Consider the following 24,997-nt stretch of genomic DNA (forward strand, 5'->3'; position numbering starts at 1 on the left):
CGGCGGGCTCAGTTGGCGAAGGCGTCCAGGACCTGCTCGTACTCCTGGCACCACCACGCCAACTGGCCCGCCGAGGCGGGGTAGAGCGGGTCGGCCCGGTGGTCGCCCCGCTGGTAGCGCCACTGGAGCATCCAGAAGTCGTTCAGCCGCTCCCACCAGACCCGGTGGACGGCGGCGGCCAGGTGCTCGGCCGTGGCGGCGCCGGAGGCCCGGTAGGACTGGGAGTAGCGGCGGACCCGGACCAGGTCGAGGACGCCGGTGGCCCGGTCGTTGAAGAGCAGGGTGGCGGCGCGGACGGCCTCCTCGGCGCGCGGCTGCGGGCCGAGCTTGTCCCAGTCCAGCACGGCCGTGACCGGCCCGCCGTCGGGCCCCTGTGCGTACAGCAGGTTGAGGCCGTGGAAGTCGCCGTGGGTCCAGCCGGTGGGCGGGGCGGTGCTCGGGGCGGGGCGGCACCGGGTGTGTTCGGCGAGCAGATCCAGCCGTTCGGTGAGCCGTTGTTCGACCAGCTCGTCCAGTTCCCCGTACGGGCGGTGCTCGCGGGCGCGGCGCCGCAGGTCACGGGCGAGTTCGAGGCTGTCGAGCGGGTCTGCGCTCTGGTATCCGGGGGGTTGGTCGAGGGGGGCGCAGACGTCGTCGAGCGCGCCGTGCAGTCGGCCGAGCAGCGTGCCGAGCGCGTCGCACTGCGGCGGTTCGAGCTCGGTGCCGTGCCGGTGGCGGCCGTCGACCCAGGGGAACAGCGCGAACAGCCGGCCGCCCAGGCCGGCCACCGTGCCGGCGCGTTCGGCGCAGCTCAGTGGGGGTGCGACGGGCAGTCCCAGGGCGTGCAGGTCGGTCATCGCGCGGTGGTGGGCGAGGATCTTCGGACGGTTGGCGGTGGCGGCGTCGACGTAGCACTTCAGGAAGTACGTGCCGGCCTCGGTGGTGACCCGGTAACCCCGGTTGAGCAGGCCCTCGGCGACCGGTTCGGCGGTCAGCAGCCGCCCCACCCGGTAGCGGGCCAGGACCTCGGCGAGTGCGCTGCGCGGGACGGGCGGGCTGAGGGTCCCTATCGGCGGGGCGGAGAGGTCGGGGCGGGCCGGGGCGCAGGCGAGGGTCTGGCTGAAAGTCACGTGCAGAGGTTATGGCCCCCTGGTGGGGGCCCTTGACAAACCGTCAGACTTGTGAAGCGGCTTGATCAGTACTGGTGATCGGCCTGGTGCCGTGCCACGAAAGCGGCCGCCTGGGTGCGTCGCTCCATGCCCATCTTGGCGAGCAGACTGGAGACGTAGTTCTTCACCGTCTTCTCGGCCAGGTGCAACTCGTTCCCGATCTGACGATTGGTCATCCCCTCGCCGATCAGATCGAGGATCCGTCGTTCCTGCTTGGTGAGTTGGGAGAGCCGCTCGTCCTCCTTCTCGCCGCCGTCGCGCAGCCGGGCGAGCACCCTGCTGGTGGCCACCGGGTCGAGCAGCGAGCGGCCGGCCGCGACGTCCCGGACGGCGGTGATCAGGTCGGTGCCGCGGATCGCCTTGAGGACGTAGCCGGAGGCGCCCGCCATGATCGAGTCGAACAGCGCCTCGTCGTCCGAGAACGAGGTCAGCATCAGGCACTTGATCTCCGGCAGCCGGGAGCGGATCTCCCGGCAGACCTCGACCCCGTTGCCGTCCGGCAGCCGGACGTCCAGCACCGCGACGTCGGGGTGCACCGCGGGGATCCGGGTGAGCGCCTCGGCGGCCGTGCCGGCCTCGCCGACCACCTCGATGTCGTCCTCGACCGAGAGCAGATCGTGCACACCCCGCCGGACGACCTCGTGATCGTCGAGCAGGAACACCCTGATTCGTCCGTTGTCAGTCACGCCCAAAGCCTCCCATATCACCGTACAGAAGACCTATCGTTCACATCGCCGTAAAGACGTGATCCGGCCAGAGCCGACCGAAACAGATACCGAGAACCCCCTTACGTACGGGCGTCTGCCCGGATAACGTGCGCTGGTGTCCTGAAGGCGCTCGAATTGAGAGCTGCGTCACGCCGACCGTCACCCCCACCCATCCGACGGCGAGCCGGGCGCAGCACCCTCGGGGTCGTGGGCCCTGAACAAGTAGGACGTCCTAGCGCAAGCGCGCCAAGGGCGGACGCTGGGTAACGTTCTCGTGAGGGACGCCGTCGGAACAGGATCACCACCTGCCACGCAGTAGGTGCGCACACCCACGCGCGCCCCGCGAGGCGGTGACCGGACCGGTCACCGGCGACCCCGGGCGGCCGGACAGACCGAGGAGTGAACGTGACCGTCAAAAGCACGGCGAGGGCTCGCAAGAAGGCGGCCCCCGGCGTCCCTGACACCCTCCGCGCCACGGGGACGGACGCCCAGCCGGAGCTCGTACAGCTGCTCACGCCGGAAGGCGAGCGGGTCGAGCACCCGGACTACCCCCTCACCACCACTCCCGAGGAGCTGCGCGCCCTCTACCGCGACCTGGTGCTGGTGCGCCGGTTCGACGGCGAGGCGACCGCGCTCCAGCGCCAGGGCGAGCTGGGCCTGTGGGCCTCGCTGCTCGGCCAGGAGGCCGCCCAGGTCGGCTCCGGCCGGGCCATGCGTACCGGCGACTACGCCTTCCCGACCTACCGCGAGCACGGCGTGGCCTGGTGCCGCGACGTCGACCCGCTGAACCTGCTCGGCATGTTCCGCGGTGTGAACCACGGCGGTTGGGACCCGAACGAGAAGAACTTCCACCTCTACACCATCGTGATCGGCGCGCAGACCCTGCACGCCACCGGCTACGCGATGGGCATCACCAAGGACGGCGCCGACGACGCGGTGATCGCGTACTTCGGTGACGGCGCCTCCAGCCAGGGCGACGTCAACGAGGCGTTCACCTTCGCCTCGGTCTACAACGCCCCGGTGGTGTTCTTCTGCCAGAACAACCAGTGGGCGATCTCCGAGCCCACCACCACCCAGACCAAGATCCCGCTGTACCGCCGCGCCTCCGGCTTCGGCTTCCCCGGCGTGCGGGTCGACGGCAACGACGTGCTGGCCTGCCTCGCGGTCACCCGCTGGGCGCTCGACCACGCCCGCAGCGGCAACGGCCCGGTGCTGATCGAGGCCTTCACCTACCGGATGGGCGCGCACACCACCTCCGACGACCCCACCCGCTACCGGCACGCCGAGGAGACCGAGGCCTGGAAGGCCAAGGACCCGATCACCCGGCTCCGCGCCCACCTGGAGAAGGAGGGCCTGGCCGACGAGGAGTTCTTCGCCGCCGTCGACGCCGAGAGCGAGCAGCTCGGGCTGCGGGTGCGCGAGGGCGTGCGCAGCATGCCGGACCCCGACCCGACGTTGATCTTCGACCACGTGTACAGCGAGCCGCATGCTCAGGTCGATGAGGAACGGGCCGAGTACATCGAGTACGCGGCCTCCTTCGAGGCGGGGGAGAACCACTGATGGCCGGTCAGCTCAGCATTGCCAAGGCGCTCAACGAGGCGCTGCGCAAGTCGCTGGAGAACGACCCGAAGACCGTCCTGATGGGCGAGGACATCGGCAAGCTCGGCGGCGTGTTCCGGATCACCGACGGCCTGCAGAAGGACTTCGGCGAGGACCGGGTGATCGACACCCCGCTGGCCGAGTCCGGCATCGTCGGCACCGCGATCGGCCTGGCGCTGCGCGGCTACCGCCCGGTCGTGGAGATCCAGTTCGACGGCTTCGTCTACCCGGCCTTCGACCAGATCGTCTCCCAGCTGGCCAAGATGCACGCCCGGGCGCTCGGGCACGTCAAGCTGCCGGTCACCGTCCGCATCCCGTACGCGGGCGGCATCGGCGCGGTCGAGCACCACAGTGAGTCGCACGAGGCGTACTTCGCGCACACCGCCGGCCTGCGGGTGGTCACCCCGTCCAGCGCGCACGACGCGCACTGGATGCTGCGCCAGGCGATCGAGTCGGACGATCCGGTCATCTTCCTGGAGCCCAAGCGGCGTTACTGGGACAAGGGCGAGGTCGGCGCCGCCGCCGACCTCGGGCTGCACGACGCCCGGGTGGTCCGCCCCGGCGCGGACGCGACGCTGATCGCGTACGGCCCGATGGTCAAGGTCTGCCTGGAGGCCGCCGCGGCCGCCGAGGAGGACGGCCGCCGGCTGGAGGTCATCGACCTGCGCTCGCTCACCCCGGTGGACTTCGCGACGCTGGAGGAGTCGGTCAAGCGCACCGGACGGGCCGTCGTGGTGCACGAGGCTCCGGTGTTCCTGGGCATGGGCGCCGAGCTGGCCGCCCGGCTCACCGAGCGGTGCTTCTACCACCTGGAGGCACCGGTCCTGCGGGTCGGCGGCTACTTCGCGCCGTATCCGCCGTCCCGGGTCGAAGAGGCGTTCCTGCCCGACCTGGACCGCGTGCTCGACGCCGTCGACCGCGCGCTCGCGTACTGATTCCGGGGAGCGAAGATGACCACCGAAGTTCGCTCGCTCCGCGAGTTCAAGATGCCCGACGTGGGCGAGGGCCTCACCGAGGCCGAGATCCTCAGCTGGTACGTCAAGCCCGGTGACACCGTCACCGACGGGCAGGTCGTCTGCGAGGTGGAGACCGCCAAGGCGGCGGTGGAGCTGCCGATCCCGTTCAACGGGGTCGTCGAGCAGCTCTTCTTCCCCGAGGGCGCGACGGTCGACGTCGGCACCGTGATCATCTCCGTGGCGGTCGCCGGGGAGGCGGGGGCCGCACCGGCCGCCGCACCCGCCGTCGTTGCCGCGGCGCCGGCCGCGGAGGCCGAGCCGGAGCGGCGCGAGGTGCTGGTCGGGTACGGCCCGCGCACCGGCACCGCCCAGCGCCGGGCCCGGCGGACGACCACCAGGACCACGACGGTCACCGCGTCGAAGCCCGCCCCGGCGGCGCCCGCCGCGGTCGTGCCGGCCGTCGCGGCCCCGGCGGCCCCGGCGGCTCCGGCGGCTCCGGCCCCCGGCGTCGAAGTGCCGGGCGGGGAGCGGCCGTTGGCCAAGCCGCCGGTGCGCAAGCTGGCCAAGGACCTCGGCATCGACCTGCGCGCGGTCACCCCGACCGGTCCGAACGGTGTGATCACCCGCGAGGACGTGCACGCCCACGCCGCGGCCCTGGCCGCCCCGGCGGCTCCGGTCGTCGAGGCCGTCGTGGCCGAGCCGGTCGAGGTACCGGTGTTCGCACCCGCCGCGGGCGACGTCCGGGTGCCGATCAAGGGCGTCCGCAAGGCGACCGCGCAGGCGATGGTGGCCTCGGCCTTCACCGCCCCGCACGTCACCGAGTTCGTCCAGGTCGACGTGACCCGCACGATGAAGTTCGTCCGCCGGCTCAAGGAGAGCGGCGAGCTGGGCCGGGACGTCCGGGTCAGCCCGCTGCTGCTGGTCGCGAAGGCGCTGCTCACCGCGATCAAGCGGCACCCCGAGATCAACGCCCAGTGGGACGAGGCGGCCCAGGAGATCGTGATCAGGGGCCAGGTGAACCTCGGCATCGCCGCGGCCACCCCGCGCGGCCTGATCGTCCCGAACATCAAGGACGCCGGGACCAGGACCCTCGGCGGCCTGGCCACCGCGCTCGGCGAGCTGGTCGAGACCGCCCGCCAGGGCAAGACCTCGCCGGCCGACATGCAGGGCGGCACCGTCACGATCACCAACGTCGGCGTCTTCGGCGTCGACACCGGCACCCCGATCCTCAACCCGGGCGAGGCGGCCATCCTCGCCTTCGGCGCGGTCCGGGAACTGCCGTGGGTGCACAAGGGCAAGGTGGTCCCGCGCCAGGTGACCACGCTGGCGCTCTCCTTCGACCACCGGCTGGTCGACGGCGAGCTCGGCTCCAAGGTGCTGGCCGACGTGGCCGCGCTGCTGGAGCGCCCGAAGCGCCTGATCACCTGGGGCTGACGCCCCGGTAGACCGGAAGAAGGGGCCCTCCCCCGCACCGCCGTGCGGGGGAGGGCCCCTTCGTCGTCCCGCCCGCCGGTCAGCGCCGGGTGCGCAGGCGGCGGACGGCGGTCAGCACGCCGGCTCCGAGGGCGAGGAGGACGGCGGAGGTGAGGGCGAGGAAGGTGTTGGTGGTGGAGGCGCCGGTGTGGGCGAGCTCGGGGGTGCCGGCCGGCGCGGTGGTGGCGGGTGCGGCGCTGGGGGTGGCGCTCGGAACGGCGGTGGGGGTGGTGTCCGCCTGGGCGGGGGCCTGGTCGGCGGCGGGCGCGGCGGGCTTCGCCTTGGCCGGGGTGGTGGGCTTCGCGGTGGCGGTCGGCTTGGGGGCGGGCGCGGCGGGGTGCGCCACCGGGAAGGTGAGGTAGGAGTCGCTGCCGACCGCCTTCGAGTGGGGAGCCTGCCCGAGGACGCTGACCGTGATCGACTTCAGCTCCTTGGGGGCCTTCGAGGAGAGCCCGATCCGGAAGAGGCGGTGCTCGGCGCGGCCGTTTTCGAGGTGCTTGATGACGGTGGCCGGCGTGGCGGTGGTGTGGAGCGAGGGGTCGCAGCCGTGTTCGAGGGAGACCGGCTTCCAGGTCCCGCCCGAGGCCACCTCGACCGTGAAGTCCTGGGGGCGGAGACCGGCGCCCGGGACGGGGTTGAACAGCGAGATGGCCGCGGCGACGTTCTCGTAGGGGGCGCCGGTGAAGTTGGCGATGCCGACGCCGACCTCCACCTTCGGGCCGCCCGCGGTGAGGGTCTGGCCGTCCCGGGTCTGGTGGAAGCCGGCCTGGAGCTCGCCGTCGTGGGTGACGGCTGGAGCGGTGGGAGCCGAGGTGGGAGCCGTCACCGGGTAGGGACCGGCGCAGGCCCAGGCGGTGTCGGTGGCGAGGAACTGGACGCCGCCGACGAGAAGGGTGGTAGCGGCGAGGGCGGCGAGACGGCGGCGGCCGGAGAGCGGGCGGTCGTTCTTCGCAAAACGGGTGATAACGGACGTACGCATGACGTGACTCCCCAGGGTCATGGGTCTGACGGTGTGTAGGTGAAGACGACCGGCTCCGCTCCTGCCGAGCGGAAGCGCCCCCCGGCTCCGCCGGTCTCGCTCTCTGCCCGCCTTCACCCGTACAGACGCGTATCCCCGCCGGGGGTTGCAGGTGGGTCCGGAAATTTTTTTCGCGGAGTTCCCGGCGGGCCCCCGGAGTGGTTCCGATGGGTTCGAACGAATCATTGGTATGACTGGGATGAAGCTGATCGTTCGGCCAGTTCGGTGACATTTGCGTCGGCCGGTTGGGGCGACACGCCGGTCCGGGTACGTCTTCGCTCCACCACCCGGGCGACGCCGGGTGACCGGAGCACCGAGGACGCACCCGTATGCCTGCTGGCACCCCTGGCCGTCTCGTCCGGACCACGGCCCTACTCGTACTGGTGTCCACCGCCGTACTCCCGGCCGTCCTGGACCTGGTCGGCCCCTCGCCGTTCGGCGTCATCGGCGCGGACGCCCCGGTCGACCGGGCGGTGCCGCCGCCCGCCGCGCTCCACGCCGACCAGCGGCTGCCGGTGGCCGCCCCGACCTTCGACGTCCGCAGCACCGGGGACCCGACCAACCGGATCACCCTGGTCCTGCTCGGAGACGGCTACACGGCCGACCAGCAGGAGCTCTTCCGGCAGCAGGCGGACAAGGCCTGGCACTCGCTGATGGACATCGAGCCGTTCCGCACCTACCAGGGGTTCTTCAACATACGGCGGGTCGAGGTGGTCTCCCCGGTCTCCGGCATCGCGGAGACCGAGAGCCGCCGCACCCCCGCCACCCCGCTCGGCATGCACTTCTGGTGCGAGGGCACCGCCCGGCTGCTCTGCGCCGACGAGGCCGCCACCGCCCGCTACGCCGGGGAGGGCACCGGGCCGCAGTACCTGATCGCGCTGGCCAACTCCACCGAGTACGGCGGCGCCGGGGGCACCGGGGTGACCACCCTGGCGGGGGGCAGCCCGGACGCCGGACGGATCATCCAGCACGAGATAGGGCACACCGTCGGGGACCTCGGCGACGAGTACGACAGCGCCCCGGACGACGCCGACTACCCGAACCTCTCCACCCTCAACTCCGACGACATGCGCAAGAAGCAGACCAAGTGGTGGCGCTGGCTGGGCGCGGTGTCCCCGGACGGCTCCGGGACCATCGGGGCGTACCGCGGCGCCAACGGCCTCTACCGGCCCACGCCCGACTCGGTGATGCGCACCCTCGGCAGCTCCTACAACCTGCCCTCGCGCGAGGCGATCATCGAGGAGATCTACCGCAAGGTCCGGCCGACCGACGCCCCGTCGCCGCCGCCGGGCGAGGTGGCCGGGCGGCCCACGCTGGACGTCCGGCCGCTGTCGCTGTCCGGCTCCCGGCAGCTGGAGGTGGAGTGGAAGGTGGACGGCGTCCCGGTGGTCCCGCCGACCGCGGCCGGCGGCCGGCTGGACACCGCGCAGCTGGTGCTGGCCCCCGGCCGGACGGCCACCGTGACCGCGACCGTCCGGGACAACACCGACTGGGTGCGCGACGAGGCCTTCCGGGACCGCTACATGACGAGGTCGGTGTCCTGGACGGTGACCGGCTGAGGCCCGCTCCACGGGCCGTCCACCCCCCTCTGGGCCTCCCATCATGGGATGACTAGTCTGGACGGAACTATGACCGTGGAGCCAGCCCGTTCAGTCCCGTCCCTGTCCGTCCCCGCTCCCCGATCCACCGCCGAGCCCCCGGCCGCCGGACGCCCGGCCGCCGAGCCCTCCCCGCCCGGCGGTCGTGCCGCCTGGGTGGCCTGGTCCATCGGCGTCAGCGTCTACTTCCTGGCCGTCATCCACCGCACCAGCCTCGGCATGGCCGGACTGGACGCCGCCGAGCGCTTCGGCATCGGCGCCTCGGCACTCTCCACCTTCTCGATCCTCCAGGTGCTGGTCTACGCGGCCATGCAGGTCCCGGTCGGCCTGCTGGTCGACCGGTTCGGGCCGCGCAGGGTGCTGCTGCTCGGCGTGCTGCTGCTGAGCGCCGGTCAGCTGGCCTTCGCGTTCAGCTCCGCCTTCGCCCCCGCGCTCGCCTCCCGGGCGGTGCTCGGCTGCGGAGACGCGATGACCTTCATCAGCGTGCTGCGGATCGCCGCCCGGTGGTTCCCGGCGGCCCGCAACCCCTTCGTCGCCCAGCTGACCGGCCTGGTCGGGATGGGCGGCAACCTGGTCACCACCGTGGTGCTCGCCCAGGCCCTGCACCGCGAGGGCTGGACGCCGACCTTCGCCGCGATCGCGCTGCTCGGCGTGGCGGTGTTCGCGCTGGTCGCGCTGTTCCTCAAGGACGCGCCCGGTCAGGAGGCCCCCGTACGGCCGGCCGAGCACCGGGAGCGGCCGAAGGTCCGCAGCCAGGTCCTCGACTGCTGGCGGGAGCCGGGCACCCGGCTGGGCCTGTGGATCCACTTCACCACCCAGTTCCCCGGCAACGCCTTCGGCCTGCTCTGGGGCCTGCCCTACCTGGTGGAGGCGCAGGGCATGACCCGGGCCGAGGCCGGCGGGCTGCTGACCCTGCTGGTGCTCTCCAACATGAGCTGCGGCTTCGTCTTCGGCCGGGTGCTGTCCCGCACCGCCCGGGCCCGGATGCCGATCGTGCTCGGGGTCGTCGCGGCCACCGGGTTCGGCTGGGCGCTGGTGCTGGCCTGGCCGGGCGGGCACCCGCCGACCTGGCTGCTGGTCGGGATCATCCTGGTGATGGGCAGCAACGGCCCGGCCTCGCTGGTCGGGCTGGACTACGCGCGCGCCCGCAACCCGGTGGAGCGGCTCGGCACCGCCTCCGGGATCGTCAACATGGGCGGCTTCATCGGCACGATGATCACCCTGTTCGGCATCGGCGTGCTGCTGGACGCGCTCTCCCCGGCCGGCGCCGGGACGTACTCGGCCGACGCCTTCCGCTGGGCGTTCTGCTGGCTGTACGTCCCGCTGGCGGCGGGCACGGTGATGGTGCTGCGGCTGCGCCGGAAGGTCGCGGCCGCGGTCTGAGCGGCCGCCGCCCGGACCCCCGGGACCGTCAGAGGGTGACCGAGAAGTTGGCCAGCACCCGGTCGGCCAGCTCGCGGTCCCCCTCGACCTTCACCGGGCCGGGCCGGCCGCGCCCGCAGGCGAGCCGCAGGTAGGTCTCCCAGTCCATGGTCAGCTGGACGTCGGGGGCCAGGCTGATCGACTCGTCCACGGTGCCGCGGCCGGCGGAGTCCACCCGGACGGTGCGCAGGAACTCCACCGGGCCGGTCACGTCCACCACCAGGGCCGTCCCGGCCGGGGCGCCGGCGTTGCGGGCGACGGCCTTCGGCAGCTGCTCCAGCAGGACGTCCCGGGTGATCAGCGCGCCCGGCGCGTTCAGGTTGCCGGGGGTCTCCAGGGCCCGGCGCAGGTCCTGCTCGTGCACCCAGACGTCGAAGGCCCGCAGCCGCAGCAGTTCGTGGTACGGGACGTCCCGGGCCAGCGGGCCGGCCGGCCAGCGCACCGACTCGTCGGGCGTCTGCTTGGCGCCCCGCAGCGCGCGGGAGCGGCGGATGATCGTGTACTCCAGCTCGCTGGTCATCTCCAGCGCGGTGTGGCAGCGGCGCTTGTCGACCGGCAGTTCGACGTAGCGGGCGAACTCGGTGGTCACGTGGCGAAGGTCACGCGGCAGCGAGTGGATCGGGCGGGGGTCGCCCAGCAGCTCGGACTCGACCGCGATCACGTGCGAGACGACGTCCCGGACCGACCAGCCGGAGCACTCGGTGGCCCGGTTCCAGGAGCCCTCGGGGAGGGGGGCGACCAGCTCCGATATGGACTCGATGCTCTGGGTCCACGCCTCGGTGTAAGCCTGCACCGTCTGGTTGTCCGTCACGGGAATCTCCGGCCCTCCGTCAGCTTTCCTACGGTCGTGCCCGGCCATCGCGGTCGGCCGGGATGGTCCGGCTTCCGGGCGCACGCGCTAACCGCACGTTACGCTGCCGGGAGACAGCTGGGCAGCGCTTTCGGGTGACGATCGTAGGTCTCTTGTCGTGGACGGTGGTACTGTGCGCGCTTCATTGATCCAACTCGCGGTCTCCGACGCCGAGCCGCCCGCCGAGCGGCGGGCCAGGGCGGCGGCGCTGGTCCGGGCGCAGCAGGGCGCCGACCTGGTGGTGCTGCCGGAGTTGTGGCCGCTCGGCGGCTTCGCGTACGACCTCTGGTCGGAGGGCGCCGAGACGCTGGACGGGCCCACCTCGGACGCGATGGCGGCGGCCGCCCGGGCCGCCGGGGTCTGGCTGCACGCCGGTTCGATCGTCGAACGCGATCCGGACGGACCGATCTACAACACCTCGATGCTGTTCGCCCCGGACGGCGAGCTGGTGCACACCTACCGCAAGATCCACCGCTTCGGCTTCGACAGCGGCGAGGCGGTGGTGATGGGCGCCGGGCAGGAGATCGTCACCGCGCCCACCGACTTCGGCACGCTGGGCCTGGCCACCTGCTACGACCTGCGCTTCCCCGAGCTGTTCCGGGCGCTGCTGGACGCCGGGGCGCAGCTGCTGGTGGTCCCGGCGGCCTGGCCGGCCAGGCGGCGCGAGCACTGGACGCTGCTGGCCCGGGCCCGGGCGGTGGAGGAGCAGGCCTTCGTGCTGGCCTGCAACACCGCCGGGACGCACGCCGGGGTCGAGCAGGCCGGGCACAGCATCGTGGTGGACCCGTGGGGCCGGGTGCTGGCCGAGGCGGGGGAGGAGGAGCAGGTGCTGACCGTCGAGTTCGATCCGGCCGAGGTGGGTAGGGCGCGCGAGGACTTCCCGGTGCTGCGGGACCGGCTGCTCGGGATCCCGGCGCCGGTCCAGCGCTGAGCGGCGTGCTGAGCGGCGTTCCGCAGGGGCGTTCCGCAGGGGCGCCGGAGGGTTCCCGAACCGCTCCCGGAGGGTGCCCGGAGCGTTCTCGGAGGGGGCCGGGTCGGGGCTCCGGCGGGGCTCCGGTGACGTTCGAGCGGCGTTCGGGAGGGTTGGTTCATACCTATTCCGACCCGGTTTGAGAAGATGAGCACTCGTCGTGTTCCCCGCCGCTCGTCGGCCGGTCCGTCGCGGGTCGGCACGGCGGCCTGCCCGAGGAGGTCGCGCGCATGTCCGGCACCGGCGCTGGCGACACCCCCCGTCCCGTCATCCAGCGCAACAGCCTGCGCGAACAGATCGCCGGCGCCCTGCGCGAGGAGATGATGGCCGGCCGGCTGGCGGCCGGCCGCAACTTCACCGTCAAGGAGATCGCCGACCTGTACGGCGTCTCCGCGACCCCGGCCCGGGAGGCACTCGTCGACCTCGGCGCCCAGGGGCTGCTGCGGGCCGAGCACCACCGGGGCTTCACGGTCCCCGAGCTGTGCTGGGAGGACTTCGTCGAGATCTTCGAGTCCCGGGTGCTGCTCACCGACAGCTTCTTCCGCCAGTTCGCCGCCCGCCGGGTGCTGCCCGACATCACCCGGCTGCCCTCGCTGCGCCGCCGGGCCGACGCCGCGGTGCGGGCCGCCCGGTCCGGGAACCTGGACGTGATGGTGGGCTGCGACCGCCGGTTCTGGCAGGAGGTCGCCGCCCTGCTCGGCAACCGCCGGATCGTGGACTACCTGGACTGGCTGCGGGTGCAGTCCTGGATGTTCGCCGCGCCCTACCTGCGGGCGATGCCCACCCTGGCCGGGGTCTGCTGGGACCGCCACCTGGACCTGGTCGAGACGGTCGCGGCCCGCGACCTGACCGGGGCGCACCGGATCATCAGCGAGTACAACCTGTTCACCGTCCGGCTGCTGGCCGGGCTGGCCGGGCAGTCGCTGGACACGGTGACCGTGCTGGGGCTGCTCGCCGAGACCGCCGGTGCGGACCCGCTGCCCGTCCCGGTCGAGCCGGCCGCGCCCTCGCCGCAGCAGGTGCCGGCACCCGTGCCCGAACCCGTGGCGGCCTGGCCTGAACGGCCCCGGCGGGGCGAGGAGATCGGCCGGGAGCTGGGCCGTGAACTGGGCCTCGGCCTCGGACTGGTGCCGCAGCCGCGCTGGGTGCCGTACGCGCGGTTCGGCCGACGGCTGCCCGAGCCGCCGTCATAGGGCCGGCCCGAGCTCCCGCAGGGGCGGCCCGACCCGCGCCCGGCGCCGGGCCGGTAGGGTGGGCGGTCGTCGAACCGGCGCCCGGACAAGGGCCGTCCGGGTACCGACTCCGCCCCCCTCGTCGCCCCGCCCCGCGGGCGATCCCGCCGCCCGGAGAGGAACTGCCGGCCATGGCCTGCGACCTCTGGCTCGTCCCGCTGGTGGACGTGCTGAGCCACAGCCCCGACAACCCCTTCCGGGACGACCTCGCGCTCTACAACGCGGTGCTGACCTCACGTGGGCTGCCCGAGGTGCCGGTCTACCAGTACGTCCCCGGGCTGAGCGGAGCGGTCGAGCCGATAGCCGCCTTCGACTACGACTCGCTGCACTTCCTGCGCCGCGCCTACCTGCTGGGCCTGACCGGACTGGACATCACCCCGGTCGACTCGCTCGGCGGCGACTACGAACAGCTGCTGGAGATGTTCGAGAGCAGCGCCGAACAGTCGCACCTGATCTGGCACTTCGACCACGCCGGCGCGTACGTCCCGATCGAGTTCCCGAGCCCGCTGGTGGACGAAACGCTGCTCGCCTCCGGCGGCCCGCTCGGCTCCAGCCACGGGCTGCTGCGCGAACTGCAGGCCGTCGCACCGGCGCTGGGCATCGACCCGCTCAACCCGCCGGACCCGACCAGGCCGCTCGGCCCGACCGGCCTGGAGCAGCCGTTCGGACCGCCGATCGACGACCTGCACCCCTTCGCCCGGGAGCGGCACGCCTGGTCCGGGCTGTACGCGGCGGCGACCCGCAGCCTCACCCAGGGCTCGATGATCGTCTTCGCCTGAGCCCCTACCGCAGCGGCCCCTCCGGCGGCCGCTGGCGCGGCATCGTCGGCCGGGTGCCCGGCGGCGGCAGCACCCGCACCTGGGCGCCCACCCCGGGCTCGGAGCGCCCGCCCCAGGTCCCCGGGCCCTGGGTGGGCAACTGGGTCATCGACGCGCGGAACTCCAGCATCCACTCCGAGGTCTCGGTGCGGACCATGTCCGAGACGTCCTCGCAGAACCGGCGCAGCACGCCCAGGCAGCGCTCGGCGGCCTCGCCCGCGGTGCCCTCGGTCGGGCCGAGCACCTCGCGCACGCACTCCGACGCCCAGTCGAACTGGAAGGCCTCCAGCCGGCGTTGCAGGGCCTGGCCGGTGGAGACGTCCCGCATCCAGCCGGAGGTGAGGCCGAAGGCCAGGTCGGCGCCGTAGCAGGCGGCGGCCAGCGCGAAGCCCACGTAGCCCCAGCCGGTGCCGTGCGGGAGGACGCCGGTCAGGTCCGCCAGCGGGGCGGTCACCCCGCCCAGCGCGAAGCCGGCCGAGCCGAAGCGCAGCAGCCGGGCCCAGCGGCGCTTCCAGACCCGGTCCCGGCGGTACCACTCGATCGCCTCGACCGCCCGCTCCTCGGACCAGCGGTAGAGCTCCTCCAGCCGTTCAGCGGGCTCGCCCCAGTCCCCGAGCGGGAACTGTCGGGTGCTCAGATCGGTCCGGCGGCGGGTGGAGGCCCGCCTGGCGACGGCGGTGACGGGCGGGTCCTCCTCACCGATCTCCTTGCCCCAGGCACTCTCCTCGGGCTGCATTTCCGGCTGGCTCACCTTGTGGGGCTCCCTGTGGCGGGCGGGCGGCTTGGTCTGGCGGCGCATCGGCTGACATGACGTCCGCCGTTGGTTGTCCAACAGCACTTCTTACCGCCAAATGGCTGACCGTGGGGGCGCTTCCACGGTGATCGTTACCGGTTTCGGCCACCGGAACCCGTGGTGAGCGGGTTGCGTCGGGCGGCGAGATTTCACCCGTCCGAGCGAGGGTCCGGTGACCCGCCGTCCTGACCCGGGCACCCGCCGCACAACAAGCCCGGTCGGGCTTGGAGGATCCTCCGATGTCGAGGGCGTACGGGCCCCTTCCCCTGGAGGATCCGACGGGACCGGAGAGCGGCCGGAACCGGCCACCGACTACGCTGCCTGGCGTGAAGGTCCTCGTCATCGGCGGCGGCGCCCGCGAACACGCCCTGTGCCGCTCCCTGTCCCAAGATCCCTCCGTGACCGAGTTGCACTGTGCCCCGGGTAACGCCGGGATCGCCCGGGTGGCGACGGTCCACCCGGTCGACCAGCTGGACGGCGCCCAGGTCACCGAGCTGGCCGCGAAGCTCGGCAGCGACCTGGTGGTGGTCGGCCCGGAGGCCCCGCTGGTGGCCGGCGTCGCCGACGCCGTGCGCGCGGCCGGCATCCCCGTGTTCGGCCCCTCCGGCGCGGCCGCGCAGCTGGAGGGCTCCAAGGCGTTCGCCAAGGACGTGATGGCCGCGGCCGGCGTCCCCACCGCCCGCTCCTACGTCTGCACCACCGCCGAGGAGGCCGCCGAGGCGCTGGACGCCTTCGGCGCGCCGTACGTCGTCAAGGACGACGGCCTGGCGGCCGGCAAGGGTGTCGTGGTCACCTCCGACCGCGAGGCCGCGCTGGCGCACGCCGCGTCCTGCGAGCGCGTGGTCATCGAGGAGTACCTGGACGGCCCCGAGGTCTCGCTGTTCGCGATCACCGACGGCACCACCGTGCTGCCGCTCCAGCCCGCGCAGGACTTCAAGCGCGCGCTGGACGGCGACGAGGGCCCCAACACCGGCGGCATGGGCGCCTACTCGCCGCTGCCGTGGGCGCCGGACGGACTCGTCCAGGAGGTCCTGGACACCGTCCTGCAGCCGACCGTCGACGAGTTGCGCCGCCGCGGCACCGAGTTCTCCGGCCTGCTGTACGCGGGCCTGGCGCTCACCTCGCGCGGCACCCGGGTGATCGAGTTCAACGCCCGCTTCGGCGACCCGGAGACCCAGGTCGTGCTGGCCCGGCTGCGCACCCCGCTGGCCGGCGTCCTGCTGGGCTCCGCCACCGGCACCCTGGACCAGCTGGAGCCGCTGCGCTGGGACGAGGGAGCGGCGGTCACCGTGGTCGTCGCCTCCGAGGGCTACCCGGCCGCGCCGCGCACCGGCGACCCGATCGAGGGCCTGGCCGAGGCCGAGGCGGACGGCACCGCGTACGTGCTGCACGCCGGGACGAAGGCGGACGAGGACGGCCGGGTGCTGAGCGCCGGCGGCCGCGTCCTGTCGGTCACCGCGACCGGCGCCGACCTGGCCGAGGCGCGCGACCGCGCGTACGCCGCGGTGGACCGGATCTCCCTCAAGGGCGGCCAGCACCGCACCGACATCGCACTGAAGGCGGCCACCTCCTGAGGCGGGTCTGACGGCGGCGGTGCTCCGAGGGCGTTGCGCCCCGTGGGATTGAACCCCATGGGCGCAGCGCCCTCGGCGTTTCCGGTGCTGGAGCGGTTCCGGGGCCCGACGCACCGTTCGGCGGTCGGAATCCAGCCCATCGGGTGATAGCCCCCGCATCCGGCTGACGTAGCCGGGCGCCCGGCCTTATGGTGCGCTGGATCGCAGTGCGACGCGGCCGCGCGCCGGGGTCGCCGCCGGGTAGCGCTGTGCCCGCGGGGGGATGCTGGACGGCGTTCGGCCGGGTGTTCGCCCGGTGCTCCGCACCGACCGGTCGCGGACGTCCGGAATTCGGGCGACGTCACCGGGACGAGTGGAAACCGGGGCGATCCGGAACGCCTGCCGGGACCGGGGCGTCGAAAATGTCAGTAGCGCCACGCAGCATGCACTACCGGGGATCGGACGCCTCCGCTTCCCGGTCGGAACTGATCATTTCGAGTCGGCTCCGGGCCCGAAGCCGGGCGCCCGAGGGCTCCGAAGGGGGTGCCGCACCGTATGGCCGTAGTCGATACCGCGCGCGCTCACGCCCAGGCGGTACTGCGGGTCCGGGGCCTCGCCCTGGCCGCCGCCGCCCTGCCCACCGCCGCCGCGGTGGTCCTGCTCGCCGGCCGGTTCACCGGCCGGATCGGCGCGCCCGGCGCCTCCGACGCCGCCGCCTGGGACGCCGCCCGCTGGGTGGTCTGCGCGGTCGCCGCGCTGAGCCTGCTGGTCGCCTGGCTGACCGCCCGCGCCCACCGCCTGGCCGTCCCGCCACGGACCCCCGCCGTCCAGGTCGGGCGCGCCGAGGCCCCCGAGCTGTACCGGCTGATCGACGAACTCGCCGACCGGCTGAACGTGCCCGCGCCCTCCGCCGTGGCGCTCACCCCGGACTGCGACAGCTGGCTGGAGGACGTCCCGCCGGTGCGCCGGCCCCGCCCGCTGCGGCCGCACCCCGAACCGCCCGCGCCGGTCCTGGTGATCGGCTCGCCCTTCCTGTGGTGGATGCGGGCCGGGGAACTGCGCGCCCTGCTCGCCCCCGTGGTGGCCGGCACCGCCGCCTCCACCGACCCGGAGATCGCCGCCGCCCGCCGCTTCCTGCGCAGCCTGGACGCCTGCCTGGACTCCGGCCGGGGCACGGCCCCCGGCCTCGGCGGCGGCACCCTGGCCGCCCCGCCCCTGCCGCCCCGGCGCGGACCGGCCGGGCTCGCCGACGAGGTCACCCGGCGGATCACCCGCCGCCTGCTCGGCGCCTGCCGCGGCCACTCCGCGGAGCTGGAGCGGTCCGTCGCCAGCTGGGCCTCCGAACAGGCCAGGACGGTCGACTACGGCCTGCGGATCGCCGCCCAGGAACAGGTCGGACTGGCCTACGCCGGCTGGGACCGGCTGCTCACCCGGGTCGCGCTGCCCGCCTGGCGGCTCGGCCGCCACCCCGCCCACCTCAACGCCGGCGTGGCCGCCGCGCTCACCGAGCTCGCCCGCCGCGACCGGCTGGCCGACGGCTACAGCAGCCGGCTCGGCGACCGCCCCGCCTGCGACCTGCTGGAGGAGCCCGGCACGGTGGACCGGGCGGTCTCCCGGCTCGCCGCCGAGCTGTTCTTCGGCCGCCCGGCGGCCGGGGCCTGGCACGAGCTGGAGTGGTCCGACTACCCGGCCGACGTGGTGGACGCCGGCTGGCGGGCCCAGGCTGCCGCCCTGCAGTCCGCCCTGGACCGGCTCGCCCCGCAGTCCCGCCCCGGCGCCCCGACCCTCACCCGGCTGCTGGTCCGGCTCGCCGAGGGCGACGGAGAGCGGCTGGCCGCCGCGCTCGCCGCCCAGCTGGCCCGCACCACCACCCCGGCCCCGCTGCTCGAACCCGACCGCACCGGCCGCGACCTGCTGGTCGACCACGTCACCGCGATGGTCTGCTGCGCCGCCGTGGACACCGCCGGCGGCGCCCCCGGCCTGGACTGGCTGGACGGCCCGGTGCTGCAGCTCGGCGGGGTCCGCCGCACCGACCTGGCCGGCCCGGTCGCCCAGGCCGTCGAACAGGGCCAGGACGGCCCGCTGCGGGCCTGGCTGGACGCCGCCGAGGTCCGGCTGGAGAAACCCGTGCGGCTCTGAGTCCCCAGGAGTCGGGGACGGCGCTCGGAGCCCCGCCACGCGCCCCCGAGTTGCCCGGCGGCCGGCCGTCTCCGCAGGCCGGAGGCCCCGCCCGGACGGCGCGCGAGATTCCCGACACGAATTGCTACCGCGGGGTGACGCAGCGCCAGCGCGGTGTGGTGTATTAGACCGCACGCACATCCGGGGGGCACGTGCCAACCCGGCGGAAGTGCACCTGGGAGGGCGCGTGGTGACCGAACTCAACCGCCGCTGGGAGTCAGGAACGCACGCTTACAGCGTCTCCGACCCCTTCGGCCAGGGCCCGCTGCCCTGGCTGCGCAGCCCGGACCAGTACCTGGCCGGGGCCGAGGGCGCCGTGCCCTGGTACGTCTCGGTGGACGCGCCCGGCCAGCAGCCGCTGACGGCCGGCGTGCGGCGGCCCAAGCCGCCGGTCGGCACCCCGCAGAGCTCCAACGACGTGGACCAGCAGATCAAGGGCTTCGCCTCGGCAGGGGTGGTCCGACCCGGCGGCTCGGTGGACTTCCGGGTCACCGTCAACCCGCCCCGCGAGTTCACCGTGGACGTCTACCGCATCGGCCACTACGGCGGCGACGGCGCCCGCCACATGACCTCCACCCCGAACATCTCCGGACTGGCCCAGCCCGCCCCGCTGGTGGTGGACCGGACGGTCTCCTGCCACCACTGGTGGCACTCCTGGCGGCTCCAGATCCCGGCGCACTGGCAGCCCGGCGCGTACGTCGCCGTGCTGACCACCGCGGACATGCTGCACCGCAGCCACATCCCGTTCACCGTGCGGGACCACACGGACCAGGGGCGCACCGCCGAACTGCTCCTGGTGCTCCCGGACGTGACCTGGCAGGCGTACAACCTGTTCCCCGAGGACGGCCGCACCGGCGCCAGCCTCTACCACGCCTGGGACGGCCGGGGCGGCCTGGTCGGCGAGCCCGAGGCGGCCGTCACCGTCTCCTTCGACCGCCCGCACGCCACCGCCGGGCTGCCGCTGCACGTCGGCCACGCGTACGACTTCATCCGCTGGGCCGAGCGCTACGGCTACGACCTCTCCTACGCCACCGCCACCGACCTGCACGCCGGCCTGGTGGACCCGGCCGAGCACCGGGCGCTGGTCTTCCCCGGCCACGACGAGTACTGGTCCGAGCCGATGCGCCGGGCCGCCGAGCGGGCCCGGGACGGCGGCACCTCGCTGGTGTTCCTGTCCGCCAACACCATGTACTGGCGGGTGGAGCTGACCGACGCCGCCTCCGGCGAGCCCAACCGGCTGCTCAACTGCCGCAAGCGGCAGAAGGTCCGGCCGGGCAACCCGGCCGCCGGGGTGCCCGGCGCGGCCAGCGCGCTTTGGCGGGACGCGGGGGAGCCCGAGCAGCACCTGCTCGGCGTGCAGTACTCGGGCCGGGTCGCCGCGCCCGTCCCGCTGATCGCCCGGCACACCGCGCACTGGCTGTGGGACGGCACCGGGCTGCAGGAGGGGGACGAGCTGCCCGGCCTGGTCGCGGGGGAGGCCGACCGGTACTACCCCAAGGTGGCGCTGCCCGAGCACACCGAGCGGGTGCTGCTGGCGCACTCGCCGTACCAGGACCTGTCCGGCCGCACCCGCTACCAGGAGACCTCGCTCTACCGGGCGCCCAGCGGCGCGTACGTCTTCGCGGCCGGCACCTTCGCCTGGTCGCCCGCGCTGGGCCGCCCGGGACTCACCGACGAGCGGATCCAGCGGGCCACCGCCAACCTGCTGGACCGCCTCTGCAAAAACCAGACGGAATCGGGCGGCGGTCCTCCGGTTCGGCGGGCGTGAAAGACTGCGGGGGCAGTGACCTCCCCTTTCGCGGTGCCCACGCCCGTGAACGACCCCTGAGGACTGAGACACCTTGAGCGGATTTGTCACCAAGCCCGAGCCGGTCCAGGTACCCGGCCTGGTCCACCTGCACACCGGCAAGGTGCGCGACCTCTACCGCACCGGATCGGGCGAGCTGGTGATGGTCGCCAGCGACCGCACGTCCGCCCACGACTGGGTGCTGCCGAACGAGATCCCGGACAAGGGGCGCATCCTCACCCAGCTGTCGCTGTGGTGGTTCGAGCGGATCGCCGACATCGTCCCCAACCACGTGATCTCCACCGAGCTCCCGGCCGGCGCCCCCGCCGACTGGAAGGGCCGCACGCTGATCTGCCGCAGCCTGGAGATGGTCCCGGTCGAGGCGGTCGCCCGCGGCTACCTGGCCGGCTCCGGCCTGGCCGAGTACAACGAGAGCCGGACGGTCTGCGGCATCGCCCTGCCGGAGGGCCTGGAGAACAGCTCCGAGCTGCCCGGCCCGATCTACACCCCGGCGCTGAAGGCCGAGGTCGGCGAGCACGACGAGAACGTCTCCTACGAGGAGACCGCCCGCCGGATCGGCGCCGAGCTGGCGGCCAGGCTGCGCCGCACCACCCTGGACGTCTACGCCCGGGCCCGCGACATCGCCCGCGACCGCGGCATCATCCTGGCCGACACCAAGTTCGAGTTCGGCCTGCTGGAGGGCGAGCTGGTGATCGGCGACGAGGTGCTCACCCCGGACTCCTCCCGCTACTGGCCGGCCGACGAGTACCAGCCGGGCCGCTCGCAGGCGTCCTTCGACAAGCAGCTGATCCGCGACTGGCTGGTCTCCCCGGCCTCCGGCTGGGACCGCTACAGCGAGCAGCCGCCGCCGGAGCTGCCGGCCGAGATCGTCGAGCAGACCCGCGCCAAGTACATCGAGGTGTACGAGCGGCTGACCGGCACCACCTGGGCCTGACGCCCGTGTGACGCCCGCGGGTACGGCTTCGAGGATCCGACTCAGATCCAGCCGTGCTCGCGGGCGATCCGCACCGCCGCGTGCCGGTTCTCCGCGCCCAGCTTGGTGGCCGCCGAGGACAGGTAGTTGCGCACGGTGCCCTGGGACAGCGCGGCCCGTTCGGCGATCTCCGCGATCGAGGTGCCGTCCGCGGCCAGCTCCAGGACGTCCGTCTCACGCGGGGTCAGCGGGGTCTCCCCGGCGCTGATCGCGTCCGCCGCCAGCTCCGGGTCCACGTACCGGCCGCCGGAGCGCACGGTGCGGATGATGCCGGCCAGGTCGGCCGCCGAGACGGTCTTCGGCAGGAAGCCGCGCACCCCGACCTCCAGGGCCCGCTTGAGGTAGCCGGGGCGGCCGTGGCCGGTGACGATCATGCAGCGGCAGTCCGGCAGCAGCTGCCGGAGCCGGGTGGCCACCTCGATGCCGTCCTTGCCGGGCATCTGGAGGTCCAGCACCGCTATGTCGGGCCGGTGCGCCTGGGCCATCGCCAGCGCCTCCGGGCCGGAGCCGGCCTGGGCGACCACCTCGATGTCGTCCTCCAGCGAGAGCAGCGCGGCCAGCGCGCCCCGGATCAGGTGCTCGTCGTCGGCGAGCAGGACGCGGACGGGCGCGGTGTTCTCGGTCATCGGGCGGCCTCTCTCAGCCTGGCAGCGGGACGGTGGCGAGCATCCGGAAGGAACCGGGTGCGGCGGTCGGGACGGTCAGCTCGCCGTCGTGGGCGGCGAGCCGCTCGCGCAGGCCGCGCAGCCCGGTGCCGCCGCCCTGGGAGGGGAGCGGCACGTCCGGCACCCCGTCATTCTCCAGCTCCAGCACGGCCCGTCCGTCCTCCTGCCGCAGCCGGATCAGGCAGTGCGCGGCCTCGCTGTGCCGCAGCACGTTGGTGGTGGCCTCGCGGATCACCCAGCCGAGCACCGACTGCACCGGGGGCGGCAGCCGGTCGGCGCCCTCGCCGAGGTCGATCTCGCAGGCGACGTCGGCCGAGCGCAGCACCGCGCGGGCGCCGATGGCCTCGGCGTGCAGGTCGGCGGTGCGGTAGCCGCGGATGACGTCCCGGACCTCGCGCTGGGACTCCTGGGCGATCTGCTGCACCTCGGCCATCTGGTCGGCGGCCTCGGGGCGCCCGCGCCGGGCGAGCTGGACGGCGAGCTCGCTCTTCAGCGCGATGGTGGTGAGGTTGCGGCCCATCACGTCGTGCAGGTCGCGGGAGAAGCGCAGCCGCTCCTCGGCGACGGCCAGGCGGGACTGCGCCTCGCGGGCGGCGTCCAGTTCCCAGACGATGGCGGCCAGCCAGGCGAGGCTGCGACTGGTGGCGGCGAGGAGGGCGTGGCCGACCGTCACGCCGGTCAGCAACCCGGCCGTGGTGGCGGTGCTCACTCCGGCCAGCAGCATCCCGGGGAGGATCACCAGCGGCAGGCCGACCACCGCGATCCAGATCCAGCGCAGTGGCAGCGCGACGCTCAACGGCCCGAGGGCCAGGAGGAGCAGGGAGGTGGCGACGGACGCGGTGAACGGCGCGCCGTAGGGGGCCGCCGGCGAGCCGCCGGCGGACGGGCCGAGCAGCACGACGGCCCAGGCGCCGGTCACCGTGACGGCGGTGTTGACGACCAGCCAGCGCGCGTACCGGCCGGGCCGCCCCAGGTAGTGGTCGAGCGAGGTGTGGAACGTCGGCAGGGACACCAGGACCGCGGCCAGCGTGACGAGCAGGGCGACCCGGACGGTTGCGGTGTGGTCCGGGAAGTTCCTGGGGCTGGCGCTGACCACGAGGTTCACCAGGAGGACGAGCCACGCCACCGCGTAGAGCGACCAGCGCAGGTACACCTCGGCGCGCTGGGGCTGGCGGTAGCCCTTCCAACGGCGGATCGGCCCCCGGACCTGCATCGTCGATTCTCCCCGTTCGATCACGATCGTGTCGTTGCCTTCATATCAGAGGTCGAACGGGGAAAGGTCCTTCGGATTCTGCCGAAATGCCGTCGGAAATCAGCGACGCGGCTCCCAGTGGAAGTAGCGCACCGCGCCCCAGACCGCCAGACCCAGCCAGACGGCCCCGGTGATCAGGTGCGAGCCGGCGGCGCCCCAGCTGCCGAGGAAGTCCGTCGCGGGGGCCGAACCGTCGGTGCCGAACCAGCCGATGCGGATCAGCTGGAAGGCCGGGGTGGTCGGCAGCAGACGGCAGATGTCGGCCAGCTGGGTGGGCATGACCTCCAGCGGGACGAACAGGCCGGAGCCGAGCTGCATGACGAGGATGGCCGGCAGGGTGGTGATGCCCGCGCTCTCCACGGTCTTGGTGAAGGCGCTGGACAGCGCGGCCAGGGCGATCATGGTGGCCAGCGCCAGGACGAGGCCGATGAGCATCAGCAGCGGGTTGACCGGCACGGCCAGGTGCAGGCCGAGGCTGCCGCCGATCCCGATCAGGGCGGCCATCATCAGGCCGAGGGCGAGCGAGGGGACGGCGGTGCCGAGCAGGATCTCGATGTCCCGGGCCTCGCCGGTGCGCAGCCGCTTGAGGACCAGCTCGCCGCGCCGCCCGACGTAGGCGGCGGTCAGGTTGTAGTACACGACGAAGGCCAGGATCATCCCGACCGCGCCGTAGACCAGCAGCGAGTCGACGTCCAGCCCCGGGTTGGACTCGGCCTCCTTGGAGAGGGTGCTGTGCAGGGTGACGATCAGCAGCAGCGGCAGCACCAGGGCGGTGAACAGGGCCGTGCGGTTGCGCACCAGCAGGGTGGCCTCGGCGCGGCCGAGGGCGAGCAGCCGGCGGACGGTGGTGCTCCGCGGGCCGGCGGTGGTGGCGGTGGGGACGGCGGTGGTCATCGGGCGGATCCGATCAGGCGGCGGCGGGCGGGGCGGGAGGGGGCGGCGGGGGCCTGCGGGGGGCTCTGGTGGGCGGCCTCGGAGGCGATCGCGAGGAAGGCCTCCTCCAGCGAGGCGCTGCGGGCGTCCAGGGCGCCGAGCACGACTCCGTGGTGCCGGGCCCAGCCGAGCAGGTCGGTGAGGGTGTCCTGGAGGCTGACGGTCTGCACGGTGACCTTGCGGCCGTCGAGGCCGATCTCGGCCCCGGCCAGGACGGGCAGCGAGGCCCCGGCGAACTCCGGGAGTTCGAAGGTGATCCGGGAGGGCCGGTCGGCGATCACCTCGGCGACGGTGCCGCTGGTGACGACCTGGCCGCCGTGCATGATGGCCAGCCGGTCGGCCAGCTCCTCGGCCTCCTCCAGGTAGTGCGTGGTGAGCAGCACCGTGGTGCCCTGGGCGCGCAGCTCGCGGACCAGCCGCCAGACGGAGGCGCGCGCCTCCGGGTCGAGGCCGGTGCTGGGCTCGTCCAGGAACAGCACCTCGGGACGGCCGAGCAGGGCCATCGCGAGGTCCAGCCGGCGCCGCTCGCCGCCGGACAGCTGCTTGACCCGGACGCCGGCGCGGTGGCCGAGGCCGACCAGCTCCAGCGCCTCCGCGACCGGGCGGGCGCCGCTGGTCATCCCGGCCCAGACGCGGCCGGTCTCGGCCGCGGTGAGCTCGCCGGGGAAGCCGCCCTCCTGGAGCATGATGCCGATCCGGGGGCGGACGTCGGCGCGCTCCCTGAACGGGTCCCGGCCGAGCACCCGGACGGTGCCGCCGGTGGGCGCGGCCAGGCCCTCGATGACCTCCATGGTGGAGGTCTTGCCGGCGCCGTTGGTGCCGAGCAGGGCGAACAGCTCACCGCGGCGGACGGTCAGGTCGACGCCTCGGACGGCGTGGTACCCGGTGGCACCGGTGCCGTAGTGGCGGTGCAGGTCGGTGACCTCGATCACGCTGTCGCCGGAGCGGGAGGGCTGGCTCGTTTCCATGCCCCAAGCCTTCCGCCGGCCGGGCCGCGCGGGCAGTGCGCGCCGTCATGAACCGTCGGTGCGGATCCACGGGTCGGCGATGAC

Annotated in this window: 21 protein-coding genes; 12 read left to right on the forward strand and 9 right to left on the reverse strand. The window is 73.7% G+C overall.

The features are described from left to right. Positions 1-8: 8 nt before the first annotated feature. A complete protein-coding gene (locus tag RZ50_RS08415) occupies positions 9-1,109 on the reverse strand; it encodes a phosphotransferase (protein WP_196949537.1) in 1,101 nt (366 codons plus the stop codon). A gap of 65 nt (positions 1,110-1,174) precedes the next feature. Further along, positions 1,175-1,834, reverse strand: coding sequence for a response regulator transcription factor (locus tag RZ50_RS08420; protein WP_196949538.1), 660 nt, complete (start codon positions 1,832-1,834; stop codon positions 1,175-1,177). A gap of 426 nt (positions 1,835-2,260) precedes the next feature. Between RZ50_RS08420 and pdhA the strand changes: the two genes are divergently transcribed. Genes pdhA through RZ50_RS08435 form a run of 3 tightly spaced genes read left to right on the forward strand, consistent with a single transcriptional unit; the run spans position 2,261 to position 5,844 of the window. Beyond that, positions 2,261-3,415 carry a pyruvate dehydrogenase (acetyl-transferring) E1 component subunit alpha gene (gene pdhA, locus RZ50_RS08425; RefSeq protein WP_374199883.1) on the forward strand — a complete coding sequence of 385 codons (1,155 nt, stop codon included), beginning with the start codon at positions 2,261-2,263 and terminating at the stop codon, positions 3,413-3,415. Next, positions 3,415-4,389: an alpha-ketoacid dehydrogenase subunit beta gene (locus RZ50_RS08430; RefSeq protein WP_374199884.1), complete on the forward strand. Its 975-nt coding sequence runs from the start codon at positions 3,415-3,417 to the stop codon at positions 4,387-4,389. Before pdhA ends, RZ50_RS08430 begins: the two co-directional genes overlap by 1 nt. A gap of 15 nt (positions 4,390-4,404) precedes the next feature. Beyond that, positions 4,405-5,844: a dihydrolipoamide acetyltransferase family protein gene (locus RZ50_RS08435; RefSeq protein WP_217680315.1), complete on the forward strand. Its 1,440-nt coding sequence runs from the start codon at positions 4,405-4,407 to the stop codon at positions 5,842-5,844. A 79-nt stretch (positions 5,845-5,923) separates the two neighbouring features. On the opposite strand, the gene RZ50_RS08440 is transcribed toward RZ50_RS08435, so the two are convergent. After that, positions 5,924-6,862 (reverse strand): hypothetical protein, encoded by a 939-nt coding sequence (locus RZ50_RS08440; RefSeq protein WP_196948680.1) that lies wholly within the window; start codon positions 6,860-6,862, stop codon positions 5,924-5,926. Positions 6,863-7,284: 422 nt separating this feature from the next. Between RZ50_RS08440 and RZ50_RS08445 the strand changes: the two genes are divergently transcribed. Both RZ50_RS08445 and RZ50_RS08450 read left to right on the forward strand, forming a co-directional pair. Next, entirely contained in the window at positions 7,285-8,460 is a 1,176-nt protein-coding gene (locus tag RZ50_RS08445; RefSeq protein WP_196948679.1) for a M64 family metallopeptidase, read from the forward strand. 69 nt (positions 8,461-8,529) lie between these two features. After that, positions 8,530-9,882 carry a nitrate/nitrite transporter gene (locus RZ50_RS08450; protein WP_196948678.1) on the forward strand — a complete coding sequence of 451 codons (1,353 nt, stop codon included), beginning with the start codon at positions 8,530-8,532 and terminating at the stop codon, positions 9,880-9,882. A 28-nt stretch (positions 9,883-9,910) separates the two neighbouring features. On the opposite strand, the gene RZ50_RS08455 is transcribed toward RZ50_RS08450, so the two are convergent. Beyond that, on the reverse strand, positions 9,911-10,732 hold the full coding sequence (locus RZ50_RS08455) for a maleylpyruvate isomerase family mycothiol-dependent enzyme (RefSeq protein ID WP_196948677.1): 822 nt from the start codon (positions 10,730-10,732) through the stop codon (positions 9,911-9,913). A gap of 172 nt (positions 10,733-10,904) precedes the next feature. On the opposite strand from RZ50_RS08455, the gene RZ50_RS08460 reads away from it, so the two are divergent. The 3 genes from RZ50_RS08460 to RZ50_RS08470 all read left to right on the forward strand — a co-directional run bounded on the left by RZ50_RS08460 (position 10,905) and on the right by RZ50_RS08470 (position 13,752). Beyond that, positions 10,905-11,702, forward strand: a complete 798-nt coding sequence (locus tag RZ50_RS08460; RefSeq protein ID WP_196948676.1) for a carbon-nitrogen family hydrolase — start codon at positions 10,905-10,907, stop codon at positions 11,700-11,702. Between the two features lie 269 nt (positions 11,703-11,971). After that, complete coding sequence (locus RZ50_RS08465) at positions 11,972-12,934, forward strand: GntR family transcriptional regulator (protein WP_196948675.1); 963 nt, start codon at positions 11,972-11,974, stop codon at positions 12,932-12,934. 170 nt (positions 12,935-13,104) lie between these two features. After that, complete coding sequence (locus RZ50_RS08470; protein ID WP_196948674.1) at positions 13,105-13,752, forward strand: hypothetical protein; 648 nt, start codon at positions 13,105-13,107, stop codon at positions 13,750-13,752. 4 nt (positions 13,753-13,756) lie between these two features. On the opposite strand, the gene RZ50_RS08475 is transcribed toward RZ50_RS08470, so the two are convergent. Next, a complete protein-coding gene (locus RZ50_RS08475) occupies positions 13,757-14,542 on the reverse strand; it encodes an SLATT domain-containing protein (protein WP_374199885.1) in 786 nt (261 codons plus the stop codon). 368 nt (positions 14,543-14,910) lie between these two features. Here RZ50_RS08475 and purD point away from each other — a divergent pair, with 368 nt between their 5' ends. From purD to RZ50_RS08495, 4 genes are all read left to right on the forward strand, one after another. After that, on the forward strand, positions 14,911-16,158 hold the full coding sequence (gene purD, locus RZ50_RS08480; protein WP_196948673.1) for a phosphoribosylamine--glycine ligase: 1,248 nt from the start codon (positions 14,911-14,913) through the stop codon (positions 16,156-16,158). 534 nt (positions 16,159-16,692) lie between these two features. Beyond that, positions 16,693-18,276, forward strand: coding sequence for a hypothetical protein (locus RZ50_RS08485; RefSeq protein ID WP_217680318.1), 1,584 nt, complete (start codon positions 16,693-16,695; stop codon positions 18,274-18,276). A 226-nt stretch (positions 18,277-18,502) separates the two neighbouring features. After that, the gene (locus RZ50_RS08490) at positions 18,503-20,083 is read left to right on the forward strand and encodes a N,N-dimethylformamidase beta subunit family domain-containing protein (RefSeq protein ID WP_196950636.1); all 1,581 of its coding nucleotides are present in this window, start codon (positions 18,503-18,505) and stop codon (positions 20,081-20,083) included. A gap of 73 nt (positions 20,084-20,156) precedes the next feature. Continuing rightward, the gene (locus RZ50_RS08495) at positions 20,157-21,056 is read left to right on the forward strand and encodes a phosphoribosylaminoimidazolesuccinocarboxamide synthase (RefSeq protein ID WP_196950635.1); all 900 of its coding nucleotides are present in this window, start codon (positions 20,157-20,159) and stop codon (positions 21,054-21,056) included. Positions 21,057-21,097: 41 nt separating this feature from the next. Here RZ50_RS08495 and RZ50_RS08500 read toward each other — a convergent pair whose 3' ends face one another. The 4 genes from RZ50_RS08500 to RZ50_RS08515 all read right to left on the reverse strand — a co-directional run bounded on the left by RZ50_RS08500 (position 21,098) and on the right by RZ50_RS08515 (position 24,913). After that, the gene (locus tag RZ50_RS08500) at positions 21,098-21,721 is read right to left on the reverse strand and encodes a response regulator transcription factor (protein WP_196950634.1); all 624 of its coding nucleotides are present in this window, start codon (positions 21,719-21,721) and stop codon (positions 21,098-21,100) included. A 13-nt stretch (positions 21,722-21,734) separates the two neighbouring features. Next, a complete protein-coding gene (locus RZ50_RS08505; RefSeq protein WP_196950633.1) occupies positions 21,735-22,973 on the reverse strand; it encodes a sensor histidine kinase in 1,239 nt (412 codons plus the stop codon). Positions 22,974-23,072: 99 nt separating this feature from the next. Next, complete coding sequence (locus tag RZ50_RS08510; RefSeq protein WP_196950632.1) at positions 23,073-23,906, reverse strand: ABC transporter permease; 834 nt, start codon at positions 23,904-23,906, stop codon at positions 23,073-23,075. Continuing rightward, positions 23,903-24,913: an ABC transporter ATP-binding protein gene (locus RZ50_RS08515; RefSeq protein WP_196950631.1), complete on the reverse strand. Its 1,011-nt coding sequence runs from the start codon at positions 24,911-24,913 to the stop codon at positions 23,903-23,905. The genes RZ50_RS08510 and RZ50_RS08515 overlap by 4 nt, the downstream gene beginning before the upstream one ends. Between the last annotated feature and the right edge of the window lie 84 nt (positions 24,914-24,997).

It is taken from the genome of Kitasatospora sp. SUK 42, assembly GCF_015776785.2.
In the GTDB taxonomy this organism is placed as follows: domain Bacteria; phylum Actinomycetota; class Actinomycetes; order Streptomycetales; family Streptomycetaceae; genus Kitasatospora.